The sequence below is a fragment of the Commensalibacter melissae genome (assembly GCF_003691365.1).
In the GTDB taxonomy this organism is placed as follows: domain Bacteria; phylum Pseudomonadota; class Alphaproteobacteria; order Acetobacterales; family Acetobacteraceae; genus Commensalibacter; species Commensalibacter melissae.
On sequence record NZ_CP033087.1, the window covers coordinates 1,534,018 to 1,549,071 of the forward strand.

The 15,054-nt window shown below is 42.5% G+C and carries 22 protein-coding genes; all 22 read right to left on the minus strand.

What is annotated here, in order from left to right; all coding sequences use genetic code 11:
• Positions 1 to 2: 2 nt before the first annotated feature.
• Positions 3 to 365, minus strand: a complete 363-nt coding sequence (gene rplR / locus D9V35_RS06935; protein WP_122123901.1) for a 50S ribosomal protein L18 — start codon at positions 363 to 365, stop codon at positions 3 to 5.
• Positions 365 to 898, minus strand: a complete 534-nt coding sequence (rplF, locus tag D9V35_RS06940) for a 50S ribosomal protein L6 (protein ID WP_110438391.1) — start codon at positions 896 to 898, stop codon at positions 365 to 367. Before rplF ends, rplR begins: the two co-directional genes overlap by 1 nt.
• A gap of 12 nt (positions 899 to 910) precedes the next feature.
• Entirely contained in the window at positions 911 to 1,309 is a 399-nt protein-coding gene (gene rpsH, locus D9V35_RS06945; RefSeq protein WP_110438392.1) for a 30S ribosomal protein S8, read from the minus strand.
• Between the two features lie 11 nt (positions 1,310 to 1,320).
• Positions 1,321 to 1,626, minus strand: coding sequence for a 30S ribosomal protein S14 (rpsN, locus tag D9V35_RS06950; protein WP_110438393.1), 306 nt, complete (start codon positions 1,624 to 1,626; stop codon positions 1,321 to 1,323).
• 101 nt (positions 1,627 to 1,727) lie between these two features.
• A complete protein-coding gene (gene rplE / locus D9V35_RS06955; RefSeq protein WP_122123902.1) occupies positions 1,728 to 2,297 on the minus strand; it encodes a 50S ribosomal protein L5 in 570 nt (189 codons plus the stop codon).
• Between the two features lie 11 nt (positions 2,298 to 2,308).
• The gene (rplX, locus tag D9V35_RS06960) at positions 2,309 to 2,629 is read right to left on the minus strand and encodes a 50S ribosomal protein L24 (RefSeq protein ID WP_122123903.1); all 321 of its coding nucleotides are present in this window, start codon (positions 2,627 to 2,629) and stop codon (positions 2,309 to 2,311) included.
• Positions 2,629 to 2,997, minus strand: coding sequence for a 50S ribosomal protein L14 (rplN, locus tag D9V35_RS06965; protein ID WP_110438396.1), 369 nt, complete (start codon positions 2,995 to 2,997; stop codon positions 2,629 to 2,631). Before rplN ends, rplX begins: the two co-directional genes overlap by 1 nt.
• A gap of 13 nt (positions 2,998 to 3,010) precedes the next feature.
• Positions 3,011 to 3,289: a 30S ribosomal protein S17 gene (rpsQ, locus tag D9V35_RS06970; RefSeq protein ID WP_110438397.1), complete on the minus strand. Its 279-nt coding sequence runs from the start codon at positions 3,287 to 3,289 to the stop codon at positions 3,011 to 3,013.
• Between the two features lie 14 nt (positions 3,290 to 3,303).
• A complete protein-coding gene (gene rpmC / locus D9V35_RS06975; RefSeq protein ID WP_122123904.1) occupies positions 3,304 to 3,540 on the minus strand; it encodes a 50S ribosomal protein L29 in 237 nt (78 codons plus the stop codon).
• 1 nt (position 3,541) lies between these two features.
• Positions 3,542 to 3,958, minus strand: coding sequence for a 50S ribosomal protein L16 (gene rplP, locus D9V35_RS06980; protein ID WP_110438399.1), 417 nt, complete (start codon positions 3,956 to 3,958; stop codon positions 3,542 to 3,544).
• 62 nt (positions 3,959 to 4,020) lie between these two features.
• Entirely contained in the window at positions 4,021 to 4,698 is a 678-nt protein-coding gene (rpsC, locus tag D9V35_RS06985) for a 30S ribosomal protein S3 (RefSeq protein ID WP_110438400.1), read from the minus strand.
• Between the two features lies 1 nt (position 4,699).
• Positions 4,700 to 5,101: a 50S ribosomal protein L22 gene (gene rplV, locus D9V35_RS06990; RefSeq protein ID WP_110438401.1), complete on the minus strand. Its 402-nt coding sequence runs from the start codon at positions 5,099 to 5,101 to the stop codon at positions 4,700 to 4,702.
• A 3-nt stretch (positions 5,102 to 5,104) separates the two neighbouring features.
• Positions 5,105 to 5,383 (minus strand): 30S ribosomal protein S19, encoded by a 279-nt coding sequence (gene rpsS / locus D9V35_RS06995; RefSeq protein ID WP_110438402.1) that lies wholly within the window; start codon positions 5,381 to 5,383, stop codon positions 5,105 to 5,107.
• A 15-nt stretch (positions 5,384 to 5,398) separates the two neighbouring features.
• Entirely contained in the window at positions 5,399 to 6,229 is an 831-nt protein-coding gene (rplB, locus tag D9V35_RS07000) for a 50S ribosomal protein L2 (RefSeq protein WP_110438403.1), read from the minus strand.
• Positions 6,230 to 6,246: 17 nt separating this feature from the next.
• Positions 6,247 to 6,543 carry a 50S ribosomal protein L23 gene (locus tag D9V35_RS07005; RefSeq protein ID WP_197037492.1) on the minus strand — a complete coding sequence of 99 codons (297 nt, stop codon included), beginning with the start codon at positions 6,541 to 6,543 and terminating at the stop codon, positions 6,247 to 6,249.
• Between the two features lie 35 nt (positions 6,544 to 6,578).
• Entirely contained in the window at positions 6,579 to 7,193 is a 615-nt protein-coding gene (gene rplD / locus D9V35_RS07010; RefSeq protein WP_110438405.1) for a 50S ribosomal protein L4, read from the minus strand.
• Positions 7,194 to 7,198: 5 nt separating this feature from the next.
• Positions 7,199 to 7,888 (minus strand): 50S ribosomal protein L3, encoded by a 690-nt coding sequence (gene rplC / locus D9V35_RS07015; protein ID WP_110438406.1) that lies wholly within the window; start codon positions 7,886 to 7,888, stop codon positions 7,199 to 7,201.
• A gap of 10 nt (positions 7,889 to 7,898) precedes the next feature.
• Positions 7,899 to 8,207, minus strand: coding sequence for a 30S ribosomal protein S10 (gene rpsJ / locus D9V35_RS07020; RefSeq protein ID WP_110438407.1), 309 nt, complete (start codon positions 8,205 to 8,207; stop codon positions 7,899 to 7,901).
• A 96-nt stretch (positions 8,208 to 8,303) separates the two neighbouring features.
• A complete protein-coding gene (gene tuf / locus D9V35_RS07025) occupies positions 8,304 to 9,494 on the minus strand; it encodes an elongation factor Tu (RefSeq protein ID WP_110438408.1) in 1,191 nt (396 codons plus the stop codon).
• Between the two features lie 67 nt (positions 9,495 to 9,561).
• The gene (rpsG, locus tag D9V35_RS07030; protein ID WP_122123905.1) at positions 9,562 to 10,038 is read right to left on the minus strand and encodes a 30S ribosomal protein S7; all 477 of its coding nucleotides are present in this window, start codon (positions 10,036 to 10,038) and stop codon (positions 9,562 to 9,564) included.
• A 15-nt stretch (positions 10,039 to 10,053) separates the two neighbouring features.
• Positions 10,054 to 10,425 (minus strand): 30S ribosomal protein S12, encoded by a 372-nt coding sequence (gene rpsL / locus D9V35_RS07035; protein ID WP_003621118.1) that lies wholly within the window; start codon positions 10,423 to 10,425, stop codon positions 10,054 to 10,056.
• Positions 10,426 to 10,794: 369 nt separating this feature from the next.
• Positions 10,795 to 15,045: a DNA-directed RNA polymerase subunit beta' gene (gene rpoC, locus D9V35_RS07040; RefSeq protein ID WP_122123906.1), complete on the minus strand. Its 4,251-nt coding sequence runs from the start codon at positions 15,043 to 15,045 to the stop codon at positions 10,795 to 10,797.
• Positions 15,046 to 15,054: the final 9 nt, after the last annotated feature.

A 15,054-nucleotide genomic window follows, 5' to 3' on the forward strand; every position in this document is an offset into this window, starting at 1 on the left:
TCTTAGAACGAGAGCCCGCCCTCACGGGCAGCCTCAGCAAGCGCTTTTACACGCCCATGATAAATATAGGAGCCACGATCAAATACGACCTGTTCCAATCCTGCTGCCTTTGCACGCTCAGCAATCAACTTGCCTACGACACGAGCAGCATTAATATCAGCTCCAGTTTTAATTTGTCCTTTAGCCGCTGCATCCAAAGTTGAAGCAGCAACTAAAGTCTTACCAGCCATATCGTCAATAACTTGAGCATAAATATTTTTGCTTGAACGGAAAACCGAAAGACGTGGACGCCCGTTTCCTTTCTGACGAAGCTGATAACGCAACCGTCTGCGACGGCGCGTTTGTAATTCACGTTGCATACCCATTATTTTTTCTTGCCTTCTTTGCGACGTATAATCTCATCTTCATAACGAACACCTTTACCTTTATAAGGTTCAGGTTTTCTAAAATTACGTATATCCAGTGCGATTTGACCAACACGTTGTTTATCATTACCCTCAACAACAATTGCCGTTGGACGTGGCGTTGTAATTTTAATATCAGATGGAATTGGATAAACAACATCGTGTGAATAACCAAGATTCATAACAAGATTTGAACCTTGAACAGCGGCACGAAACCCAGTTCCCGTGATTTCCAAGGCCTTGGTATAACCTTCAGAAACACCTTTGACCATATTCGCAATTAATGCTCTGGTAGTGCCCCACATTGTTCTTGCGGCAACACCATCATCTTTTGGCTTAACAGTAACCTGATTATCTTCAATAACAGTTTCAATATGTTCAGATACAGGCAGAGACAATTCGCCTCTTTTACCTTTGACAACAATTTTACCGTCTTTCAGAGAAACTTGTACCCCTTGCGGAATCTGCACGGGATTTTTGCCTACACGTGACATTGATCCCTCCTCTTAGAATACACGACAGAGCACTTCACCACCAACATTGGCGGCACGTGCTTCAATATCAGATAAAACACCCTGAGGTGTTGACAAAATGGATACTCCAAGGCCGCCATAAACACGTGGCAATTCTTTAATTTTAGAATAAACGCGACGACCTGGTTTAGATACTCTCTGAATTTCTTTTATAACAGGAGCACCTTCAGAATACTTCAATTCAATGCGAAGCTGACTTATTCCCTTGCGAAGCTCTTCTTTTTTATATCCGCGAATATAACCTTCACGCTTTAATGCTTCCAAAACATTAACTCTCAAATTAGAAGCGGGAACCACACAAAATGAATGACGAGCTGATTGTGCATTACGTATACGGGTGAGCATATCACCCAATGGATCAGATAATGACATCTATATATCCCTTACCAGCTTGATTTAACCATACCAGGGATTTGCCCGGTAGATGCCAATTCACGCAATGCGATACGGCAAAGTTCAAATTTACGGTAATTCCCACGAGAGCGACCAGTTAGTTTACAACGCAAACGCACTCTTACTCGTGAACCATTACGAGGAAGTTTAGCCAGCTTTAAAGATGCATCAAAACGATCTTCAACTGGTAAACTTCTATCCATTACAATATTCTTTAACGCAATGCGTTTTGCTTTATCACGTGCGGACATACGTGCACGCTTCGCATTACGATAAATGGCTGAAGTTTTTGCCATGTTTAATTTTACCCTCCGGAACCTGTCGACTATATCGACCGTTTTCCAAAAAAAACAAATTTGCAAGGTAGTGTATCACCTTGCAGCGAAAGAACAATTTCCTATCCAATAAATGGAAGAGAAAATGCTTTTAACAAAGCCTTGGCTTCGTCATTGGTCTTGGCTGTTGTTACAAACACAATATCCATACCACGTACTTCGTCTACTTTATCGTAAACGATTTCAGGAAATACAATCTGTTCTTTCAAACCCATTGCAAAATTTCCACGACCATCAAATCCTTTGTTTGCTGGCAATCCTCTAAAATCTCGAACACGCGGTAAAGCGATTGTAACCAAACGATCCAGAAATTCATACATACGGTTTTTACGTAATGTAACTTTACATCCAATGGGTAAACCAGCACGAATTTTAAATCCAGCAATCGCTTTCTTAGTAAGTGTTTTAACGGCTTTTTGACCGGCAATCAAGGTCATTTCTTCCGTGGCAGCATCCAGTTTCTTTTGATCACCTGCCGCTTCTCCAACACCCATGTTTAAAACAATTTTTTCAAGACGCGGGATCTGCATCTCGTTTTTGTAATTGAATTGTTCACGTAACTTTTGACGCAATTCATTTTTGTAAAGCGTGTAAAGGCGTGCTTCAGAGCGAACTTGACTATTTTCTGACATATCCACCTCTCTTAACCTTCGATCACTTCACCGGTGGTTTTGGCAACACGAACCTTACGACCGTCTTCCAAAACTCTAAATCCAACACGAGTAGGTTTCCCTGATTTTGGATCTACCAATTTAAGATTTGACAAGTGAATAGCCTTTTCACGCTCAATAATACCACCAGCATCACCCATACGGGTTGGTTTCTTATGATGTTTGGCAACCGCCACACCACGAACCACTGCCTTATTTTCAACAGGGGAAATTGACAGGACTTCACCTTGCACACCTTTCTGAGGCCCTGTAATAACGATTACTTGATCGCCTTTTTTAATACGTGCGGCCATTATAAAACCTCCGGAGCTAAGGAGATAATTTTCATGAATTGACGTGCACGCAATTCCCTTACTACCGGGCCGAAAATACGTGTGCCAATTGGTTCATTTTGTTTATTTATCAATACAGCAGCATTTTTATCAAAACGTATTGAGGTTCCATCAGGACGACGAACAGGATAGCTTGTTCTAACAATCACAGCTTGATGGACATCACCTTTTTTTACTTTGCCACGAGGAATAGCCTCTTTGACAGAAACGACGATCACGTCGCCGACCGAAGCGGTTTTCCGCTTTGAACCGCCCAGTACCTTAATGCACTGCACCTCTCTTGCACCTGAATTATCAGCCACAGTTAGGTTGGTCTCGGGATGGATCATAGTTAAGCCTCCCTTAAGCTTCTATGCTGGATACTTGCTCAGCCGCACCAAGAGGTGCACCGTTGCGAGAAATCACAGTCCATGTTTTCCTTTTTGAAATCGGAGGAGATTCAATGATACGAACCATATCTCCAATTTGACACTCATTTAATTCATCATGCGCCGCATATTTTTTCGAACGACGAATGAATTTTTTATAAAGCGGGTGCATAACGCGACGAACAACCAAAACAGAAACTGTTTTGTCCATTTTATCGCTTGTCACCCGACCGGTTAGAACGCGCCTTGGCATCGCCCATTAACTCCTCAGGACTTGCCGGCAGATGCGGCAGCACCTGCGGCGTTTTTGTTAACTTCAGTCATAATGGTCTTAATCCGTGCAATATCTCGACGGATTACCCCAATTCGACCCATACCCTCATTTTGACCAGTCGCACGTTGGAAACGTAAATTAAATTGTTCACGTCGCAAATCAATTAACAACGTCTTTAATTCGTCTACCGTTTTAGCGCGCAGATCAGCTGGCTTATTTGCCTTTGCCATTCTAGGCCTCTCCTATACGGGTTACAAATTTCGTTTTAATTGGCAGCTTCGCAGCACCGAGCGTTAACGCCTCTTTTGCAATTTCGGGACTTACACCTTCAATCTCAAATAGGATACGACCTGGTTTGATACGAGCAACCCAATATTCAGGAGACCCTTTTCCAGATCCCATACGAACTTCTGCTGGTTTACTAGAGACAGGAAGGTCTGGAAAAACTCTAATCCACACACGTCCCATACGTTTCATCGCACGTGTAATCGCACGACGAGACGCTTCAATTTGACGGGCTGTAATACGTTCTGGCTGCAGTGCTTTCAAACCATAGGTTCCAAAATTAAGCTCTGTCCCACCTTTAGCCATTCCGTGAATACGGCCTTTATGAGCTTTGCGGAATTTAGTCCGCCGCGGAGATAGCATTATTTAAAATCCTCATGCGTTGTAATAGCTTTATTAATAACTATTATGCTCCAATTAATCAATTACCTTTGTGGTGCCTGATCAGCAGCACGGCGATCCTGGGCCAATGGATCATGGGCCATGATTTCGCCCTTAAAGATCCAAACCTTTACACCACATTTCCCATAGGTTGTATGAGCTGCGGCAACACCATAATCAATATCTGCTCTTAAAGTATGCAAGGGAACACGTCCTTCACGATACCATTCGACGCGTGCAATTTCAGCTCCGCCAAGACGACCACTGCAATTGATACGAATTCCCTGTGCACCTAAACGCATTGCTGACTGCACTGCTCTTTTCATCGCACGACGAAACGCCACACGTCTTTCCAGCTGCTGGGCAATATTTTCAGCAACAAGTGTCGCATCAATTTCTGGTTTACGTATTTCAACAATATTCAATGCAACCTCTGCACCGGCCATTGATGTTAATTCTTTACGTAAGCTATCAATATCCTGACCTTTTTTACCAATAACAATTCCGGGGCGCGCCGCATAAATCGTTACACGAGGCTTTTTAGCTGGTCGTTCAATAACAACCCTGGAAACACCCGCACCTGCAAGTTTCTTGCGTAAATGGTCACGAAGTTTGAAATCTTCAAATAATAATTTGGTATAATCATTATCTGCATACCAACGACTATCCCAAGTACGATTGATACCCAAACGCAACCCAATTGGATTAACTTTTTGACCCATATTATGCTGCCTTTCCTTCAGAAGAATCGTTTTCGTCACGCTCAGCAACGACAATCTTCAAATGACTAAAGAATTTCTGAATTTGCGCTGAACGTCCACGACCCCTCGCATGAAAACGACGCATAACCATCGCTTTACCCACCTCTGCCTTGGATACAATCAAACGGTCTACATCAAGTTGATGATTGTTTTCCGCATTTGCAATCGCGCTTTCCAGAATTGTTTTAACTTCTTTAGCAATTCTTCTTTTAGAAAAGGTTAATTTTGCCAAAGCAGTGGATGCAGGTTGATTACGAATCAATCCAGCAACAAGATTTAGTTTTCGTGGACTTACACGAATATTACGTCCAATTGCCTGTGCTTCGGTTTCAGCGAGTGCACGATCATGTTTTGGTTTACTCATATCCTAGCCCCGCTTTACTTTTTTGTCTGCTGCATGACCATTGAATGTACGGGTTGGCGAAAATTCACCGAATTTATGACCTACCATATTTTCACTGACCTGCACTGGTAAAAATTTATGACCGTTGTAAACACCAAAAACCAAACCAACAAACTGCGGCAAAATGGTGGAACGGCGTGACCAAATTTTGATCACATCGTTACGACCTGAAGCACGCGCGGTTTCAGCTTTCTTAAGTAAATACCCGTCTACAAACGGGCCTTTCCAGACGGATCTTGCCATCTCTATTTGCCCCTTTTATTTGCCTGTCTTACGGCGACGGATAATCAAGCTGTCCGTACGCTTATTGACTCTTGTTTTATAACCTTTAGTTGGTTTACCCCATGGTGTCACAGGATGACGACCACCAGAAGTACGACCTTCACCACCACCATGAGGATGGTCAACCGGGTTCATGACAACACCACGGTTGTGTGGACGACGGCCTAACCAACGGCTACGTCCCGCCTTACCAAAATGCTGGTTCATGTTATCTGGATTCGATACGGCACCAACTGTTGCCATACATTCACCACGTACCAAACGCAATTCATTCGACTGCAGTTTGATTTGTGCATATCCAGCATCCTTACCAACCAACTGAGCGTAAGTTCCAGCTGAACGAACCAGTTTTCCACCGGCTCCTTCTTTTAATTCAATATTGTGAATAATGGTTCCTACAGGGATAGCTGCTAAAGGCATTGCATTTCCAGGTTTAACATCTACACGCTGACCTGCGATTACAACATCTCCAGCTTTTAATCTTTGAGGTGCCAGAATATAAGATAACTCACCGTCTTCATATTTGATCAACGCGATAAAAGCAGTTCGATTGGGATCATATTCTAACCGTTCAACAGTTGCAGGCATATCATATTTACGTCTTTTAAAATCGACATAACGGTATGACTGTTTATGCCCACCCCCAATAAAACGAGAGGTAATTCGACCATTATTATTACGTCCACCCGTCTTGTTCTTACCTTCGGTAAGCGTCTTGACAGGTTTACCTTTCCAAAGCTCTTTACGGTCAATTAGAACCGTGCCACGGAGACTTGGAGTAACTGGTTTAAAGTGCTTAAGTGCCATTAATTCCTACCTCACACTTATGACAACTTGGTTGTCAAATCAATTGACTGACCTTCAGCAAGTTGAACAAAAGCTTTTTTAACATCAGAACGACGCCCTAACCGACCTCGAAATCTCTTTGTCTTACCTTTTAAAATCAGCGTATTAACACCCAACACTTTCACACCGAACAAAGTTTCAATCGCAACTTTGATTTGAAGCTTAGTAGCGTTTGATGCAACTTTAAACGCAATTTGATTTTTTTCAGACAAAAAGGTTGCCTTTTCAGTAATCAAGGGTGCGCGAATAATGTTAAACATCGCTTCACGAGACATTTTTTCCGCCTTTTGGCGAATTGAAAGAATATTCGTCATACCAGGCGCTCCTTTAACCCATCAACTGCTGCCCGCGTAATAGCCAAAATGTCATGATTTAGAATGTCATAAACATTTGCACCAATTGTTGGAAGAATATCTACTGAAGCGATATTTCTTACTGCACGTCCGAAATTCTCATCAATATTTGCATCAATAATTAAAGTTGAATTCCAGCCCAACACTTTTAATTTTGCAGCCAATTCAGATGTTTTTGCAGTATTATTGGCTTCGTCAATAACGACCAACTTACCTTCTGCCAATTTCTGTGATAAAGCAGAAATAAGACCAAGACGCCTTACTTTCTTTGGCAAATCATACCCATGATCACGCACTACTGGACCATGAACAATGCCACCGGTACGAAACTGCGGTCCACGTAACGAACCTTGACGCGCATTACCTGTACCTTTTTGCCGATAAGGTTTTTTTGTTGTTCCAGAAACTTCACCACGCCCCTTAATCTTATGATTGCCAGAACGACGTTTGGCAAGCTGCCAATGCACAACTCTTGCCATAATATCTTGACGGGGTTCAATACCGAAAATTTCATCTGGAAGCGTAATATTGCCAGCACTTCCATTATCGAAGGTTTTGATTTCTACATCCATAGTGTTCAACCTTCCTCAGCAACCGTTGCTAACGCTGCCGGAAATGGTGCATCAGCATGACGAGGCTTTTTGATCGCATCACGCAAGAGAACAAACCCGTTTTTCGCACCAGGCACTGCACCTTTAATCATGATCAAATTTTTCTCTACATCTACAGCAGCAACCTCAAGATTCTGCGTCGTTACACGCTCACTACCTAAATGGCCTGCCATTTTCTTATTCTTAAATGTTTTACCAGGGTCTTGTCTATTCCCTGTGGAACCATGCGAACGATGACTAATTGAAACACCATGAGTTGCTTCCAACCCCTTGAAGTTCCAACGTTTCATTCCACCTGCAAATCCCTTACCTTTACTGGTCCCAGTTACGTCCACCTTTTGTCCTACAACAAAATGAGCGGCAGTCAATCTTGCCCCTGCCTCAACAACAGCGTCTTCCGTAACACGAAATTCTACAAGCTTCTGTTTTGGTTCAACTTTTACCCGTGCAAAATGACCACGATTAGGCTTGCTAACATTTTTTACTTTAGCTTTACCATACCCCAATTGAAGGGCTGTGTATCCATCACGTTCATTTGTACGAGCATCAACTACTTGTACTTCATCCAAGTACAATACAGTGACTGGCACATGAGTGCCGTCCTCTTTAAATAGTCGGGTCATTCCCAACTTTTTTGCGATCAATCCTGTACGCATCGTCTGGACCTTATAGCTTAATCTCGACATCAACGCCAGCGGCGAGGTCAAGTTTCATGAGAGCGTCCACGGTCTGCGGGTTGGGCTCAACAATATCTAACAAACGCCGGTGCGTTCTGATTTCGAACTGCTCACGACTCTTCTTATCAATATGGGGTGAGCGGTTAACTGTAAACCGCTCAATGTGCGTTGGCAACGGGATTGGTCCCCTTACCTGTGCCCCCGTACGCTTCGCTGTATTTACGATTTCACGAGTGCTATTATCCAACACACGATAATCGTAAGCTTTAAGGCGAATACGGATGTTTTGGCTTTCCATTTATTTCTGCCTACAAAAACGAATCCTTTTCGGATCCAAGAACAACAAGATTCCCAGCCGCAAAAACAGCTGGGAATCCAAACTAATTAGCCGAGACTATTCGGTAATTTTGGAAACTACACCAGCCCCAACAGTACGTCCACCTTCGCGAATAGCGAATCGCAGACCTTCATCCATGGCAATAGGAGCAATCAATTCAACATCCATTGCCGCATTATCACCAGGCATCACCATTTCCACACCTTCTGGAAGATGTACAACACCAGTTACGTCAGTTGTACGGAAATAGAATTGTGGACGGTAATTGGTAAAGAATGGAGTATGACGCCCACCTTCTTCTTTTGTAAGAATATAAGCTTCCGCCTTGAATTTGTTATGTGGCTTAATGGTTCCTGGTTTAGCCAGAACTTGACCACGTTCAACATCTTCACGTTTTGTTCCACGAAGAAGCGCACCGATATTGTCACCCGCTTCACCACGGTCAAGCAACTTGCGGAACATTTCAACACCGGTAACTGTTGTTTTGGTTGTTGGATGAATACCAACAATTTCAACTTCTTCACCAACAGTGATTTCACCACGTTCCACACGTCCGGTAACAACCGTACCACGTCCAGAAATAGAGAAAACATCCTCAATTGGCATCAAGAATGGACGATCAATTGGACGTTCTGGCTGCGGGATATATTCATCAACAGCATTCATCAGGTCAAGAATACGGTTTTTACCCAATTCTGGATCACCATCTTCAAGAGCAACCAAAGCTGATCCTTTGATAATGGGAATATCATCTCCAGGAAATTCATACGAAGAAAGTAATTCACGAATTTCCATTTCAACAAGCTCAAGAAGTTCAGGATCATCAACTTGATCACATTTATTCATGAATACGACCAATGCTGGAACACCAACCTGACGAGCCAAAAGAATGTGTTCACGAGTCTGTGGCATAGGACCATCAGCAGCTGAAACAACCAGGATAGCACCATCCATCTGTGCCGCACCTGTGATCATATTTTTAACATAGTCAGCGTGACCAGGACAGTCAACATGAGCATAGTGACGTTTATCTGTTTCATACTCAACGTGCGCCGTTGAAATGGTAATACCACGGGCACGTTCTTCAGGCGCCTTATCAATCATATCATAGGCAGTAAAATCCGCACCGCCTTTTTCTGCCAAAACTTTTGTTATAGCAGCCGTTAATGTTGTTTTACCATGATCAACGTGACCAATAGTTCCAATGTTACAGTGCGGTTTATTCCGCTCAAATTTAGCCTTTGCCATTGTCTCTCTCCGTTAACTCGGTTTTTACCAAGAAATTCGGTTAAAAAAATTAAGTTCAAACTTATACTTACCAGCGATAATGACTGAATGCCTTATTTGCTTCAGCCATACGGTGAGTATCCTCGCGCTTTTTAACAGCCGCTCCACGATTATTGATAGCGTCATGCAATTCGTTTGACAATCTTTCTTGCATAGTATTTTCGCCACGTTTACGGGAAGCGTCAATTAACCAGCGAATTGCTAATGCCTGACGACGGTCAGCACGAACTTCTACAGGCACCTGGTACGTTGCACCGCCTACACGGCGTGAACGAACTTCAACGGCTGGCTTAACATTATCCAAAGCTTCGTGAAACAGGTTTACAGGGTCCGCTGATTCACCGCCACGGGCACGTAGAGATTCCAATGCACCATAAACGATTTTTTCAGCAATAGATTTTTTACCATCATACATCAACGCATTCATGAAACGCGTGATGACCACATCACCAAACTTAGGATCGGGAAGTATCTCACGCTTTACTGCGCGGTGTCGGCGACTCATGCCTTTTAATTCCTCTTATTTTGGACGTTTAGCACCATACAAAGAACGACGTTGACGTCGCTTTGCAATTCCTTGTGTATCCAGAACACCACGTAAAATATGATAACGCACGCCTGGCAAATCCTTAACACGTCCACCACGTATTAAGACCACACTATGTTCTTGCAAGTTATGACCCTCACCAGGAATATAACTCACCACCTCATAACCGTTCGTCAGACGTACCTTTGCAACTTTACGCAATGCTGAGTTTGGCTTTTTAGGTGTTGTTGTATAAACACGAGTACATACCCCTCGTTTTTGCGGGCATCCCTGCAAAGCAGGAACCTTATTGCGCTTGGCAGCAGGTTCGCGGCCTTTAGCGATTAATTGGTTAATGGTCGGCATTCGCCTTTCCCGATCCTTACTATTTCTAGGTCAAGCAACGCAATATCGTTACTCGACGGTCATTACAACAATTAACATTTAATTAAATAAATGCCACTAAAGTTGGCATAAAAATAAAACCATATACCTTATAAACTATGTTTTATCTAATGTGCCATAAATTTATTCAACAGATAACGATGCTTTTTAACAAGACCCTTGTTAAATTGCAAGCTATTTTTAAAACAGCTTAAAATTGAACTAGGTAACCTTGTAAAAAAACATTTTATTTTTGCCAAAAGACAAAAATGACCCGTATTTTAACTTATTAAATGGGTAATAATACCCATTTAATAAAACTGAAAACGAATAAAGTTATATACCTATACCTTATTCAGTGACCTGAGTCACGTCCTTTATTTCATTATTTTCTGATGTAACAGAAGAAAGTTCAATTTCCGCTTCATCATTCATCTTATTTGCATCCAGAATTCGCTGTCTATCTCTTGAATAAGCCATGGCACGGAATCTGTTCATAACACTACCCGTTCCTGCAGGAACAAGACGTCCGACGATTACATTCTCCTTTAATCCCATCAAGGTATCAACCTTCCCCGCAGATGCGGCCTCTGTCAATACACGAGTTGTTTCCTGGAAGGAAGCCGCTGAAATAAAGGATTTGGTTTGTAACGCAGCTTTGGTGATACCCTGTAAAACTGGTGAACCAGTTGCTGGACGCTCGTTGGCGTTCATCCGTTTGATATTTTCTTGTTCAAATTCCAAGCGATCTACAGTTTCACCAATTAAATAAGTCGTATCACCTGGATCCGTCACCTCAATTTTCTGCAGCATTTGACGAACAATCACTTCAATATGTTTATCATTGATCTTCACACCCTGAAGACGATAAACACTTTGAATTTCATCAATCAGATAATCCGACAAGGCTTCAATTCCAAGAACCTTTAAAATATCATGAGGAACACGTGGTCCATCAACAAGAGGATCGCCCTTACGGACAAAGTCACCTTCCTGTACAGAAATATGTTTTCCTTTAGGAATCAAATATTCTGTTTCTTCACCAGCATCCTCATTACGTACAACGATCCGACGTTTTGCCTTATAATCTTTTCCGAATTCAACCACACCATCATTTTCGGCAATAATCGCATGATCTTTCGGACGACGAGCCTCGAAAAGTTCAGCCACCCGTGGAAGCCCCCCGGTAATGTCACGTGTCTTGGAACCTTCTCTTGGAATACGTGCCAAGACATCACCGGCATTAACCTGCGCCCCATTTTCCACAGAAAGCAGGGAATCTGGAGACAAGAAGTAACGTGCGTCATTACCGTTCCCCAACTTCATAACTTCCCCATTTGAATCCTTTAACTGCAAGCGTGGCCTCAAATCACGAGATTTACTTGTTTGCTTATAGTCAACAACAACTTTTGAAGAAAGACCCGTGACTTCATCCATCCGTTCAACCAGTGTGATACCTTCAATCAGATCCTGATACTCAATTGTACCTGATTTTTCAGTAATAATAGGTAGGGTATATGGGTCCCATTCTGCCATTTTCTGATGACGCTTGACATTCGATCCATTTTTAGCAAGCAAACGTGCACCATAGGGAATACGGTAATGAGCGCGTTCAATTCCATTATCATCCAACAGGATAATTTCACAGTTTCTGGACATGACAATGTCAAATCCCTGACTGTTTTGAACAACATTCAGATTTACAATCTTGATCTTGCCATCGCGGGAGGATTCAACCATAGATTGTTCTGCACCTTTTTGTGCTGCACCGCCAATATGGAATGTACGCATTGTCAGCTGAGTCCCAGGCTCACCAATTGACTGAGCAGCAATAACACCGACAGCCTCTCCTATATTAACGGGAGTTCCGCGAGCAAGATCACGACCATAACAATGAGCGCATACGCCAACCTGACTGTCACAGGTTAAAACAGAACGAATCATCACACTTTCAACATTGGCCTTTTCGATCGCCTCAACCTCGGCCTCCTCCAGAAGCGTGTTACGAGGATAAAGAATTTTACCAGTTGCTGGATCAGTTACATCTGCCGCCAATGTACGTCCAAGAATACGTTCTGCAAGTGAAGAAATAACCTCACCACCATCCATTACCGCACGAACAACCAATCCGCGTTCTGTTCCACAATCTGGCTCAATAATAATGCAATCCTGAGCAACATCAACCAGACGACGAGTAAGATATCCAGAGTTTGCAGTTTTCAGGGCCGTATCAGCCAATCCTTTACGTGCACCATGAGTCGACGTAAAGTAATCAAGAACAGAAAGACCTTCCTTGAAGTTGGCAATAATAGGTTGTTCAATAATTTCACCTGACGGTTTTGCCATCAGACCACGCATACCGGCCAACTGCTTCATCTGGGCTGGGGACCCACGAGCTCCAGAATGGCTCATCATCCAGACAGAGTTGATGGGTTGACCAGGCTCTACATGCGAAATCTTTTTCATCATCGCTGCCTGAACCTCATCCGTACAACGTGACCAGGCATCAACAACTTTGTTATAACGCTCTCCTGCTGTAATCAAACCGTCCTGATATTGCTGTTCAAACTCCTTAACCTCTTCGGTTGTCTTGGCGACCAGTTCCTTTTTCGCATCAGGAATGATCATATCATCCTTACCAAAGGAAATACCAGCTTTAGCAGCGTAAGAGAATCCTAGTCCCATCATACGATCTGCAAAAATCACACATTCCTTCTGACCACAATGACGATAGACAATATCGATAATATCTGAAATTGTCTTTTTCGTTAATTGTTGATTGATCAATGAAAAATTGATTGCTGGGTGTTTTGGAAGAATCTGTGAAATCAGCATTCTACCTGCGGTTGTCACTACCTTTTGATAAACTAGCTCACCATCCGCATTCTTTGTTTGAAAACGACAACGAATTTTATCGTGAAGCTTCAAGATTCTGGATGACAATGCATGTTCAATCTCACCAATATTCGCAAAAAGAGGTGCACCCTTTTTAATAAGATGACCTTCAGAATCATATTCGGATTGATCGGGAGTTAATTTAAATTCAGGAATTTCCAGACTTAGATAATACAGCCCCAATACAATATCCTGAGATGGAACAATAATAGGCTTACCACTAGCAGGACTAAGAATATTATTTGTGGACATCATCAAAACACGTGCTTCGAGCTGTGCTTCCAAACTCAATGGCACATGAACCGCCATCTGATCACCGTCAAAATCTGCATTGAAGGCAGTACATACCAATGGATGCAACTGAATCGCTTTACCCTCAATCAAAACAGGTTCGAAAGCTTGAATACCCAAGCGGTGTAAAGTTGGTGCACGGTTAAGCATGACAGGATGTTCACGAATAACCTCTTCAATAATATCCCAAACTTCTGGGCGTTCTTTCTCAACCATACGCTTAGCTGCCTTAATGGTCGTCGCATGCCCATATTTTTCAAGCTTGGAATATATAAATGGTTTGAACAATTCCAATGCCATTTTTTTAGGCAAACCGCATTGATGCAATTTTAGCTCAGGACCAACCACAATCACTGAACGTCCAGAATAATCCACACGTTTACCAAGCAGGTTTTGACGGAAACGTCCCTGTTTTCCTTTAAGCATATCTGCCAAGGATTTTAATGGTCGTTTATTCGCCCCTGTAATTGCCCGTCCTCTACGTCCATTATCAAACAACGCATCAACAGATTCCTGCAACATACGTTTTTCGTTACGAATGATAATATCCGGTGCACGCAATTCCATTAACCGTTTCAACCGGTTATTACGGTTGATGACCCGACGGTACAAATCATTGAGATCTGATGTGGCAAAACGGCCCCCGTCCAATGGGACAAGCGGTCTTAATTCAGGTGGAATGACTGGTACAACACTCATGATCATCCATTCAGGACGACAACCACTTTCTGCAAAAGCTTCCACCAGTTTTAAACGTTTTACAAGCTTCTTACGTTTGACTTCAGAGGTCGTTTCTTTTAATTCGGCACGTAATTCTACCTTTTCAACATCACAATCGATATTGACCAGAATTTTCTTAATCGCTTCCGCACCAATCCCTATTTCAATACCTTCATGCCCATATTCTTCCATAGCATCAAGATATTGATCCTCAGTCAGCAGGCTATATTGTTTTAATGGCGATGTCCCGGGTTCTAAAACAACATAATTTTCAAAATACAAAACCCTCTCGAGATCTTTCAAAGTCATATCAATCATTAATCCGATACGACTTGGAAGAGATTTCAAAAACCAAATATGTGCAACCGGGCTTGCAAGCTCAATATGCCCCATACGTTCACGACGCACTTTGGCAAGCGTAACTTCAACACCGCATTTTTCACATACTATGCCACGGAATTTCATCCGTTTATATTTACCACAAAGACATTCATAATCTTTGATCGGACCGAAAATGCGCGCACAAAACAATCCATCCCGTTCTGGTTTAAAAGTACGATAATTGATTGTCTCTGGCTTTTTCACTTCACCATAAGACCAAGACCGTATCTGTTCAGACGAGGCCAATTGAATTTTAATCTGATCAAACGTCATTGCTTGGCCAGTCTGACCAAGAATTTTCATAAGTTCATTCATTCGCCAAAA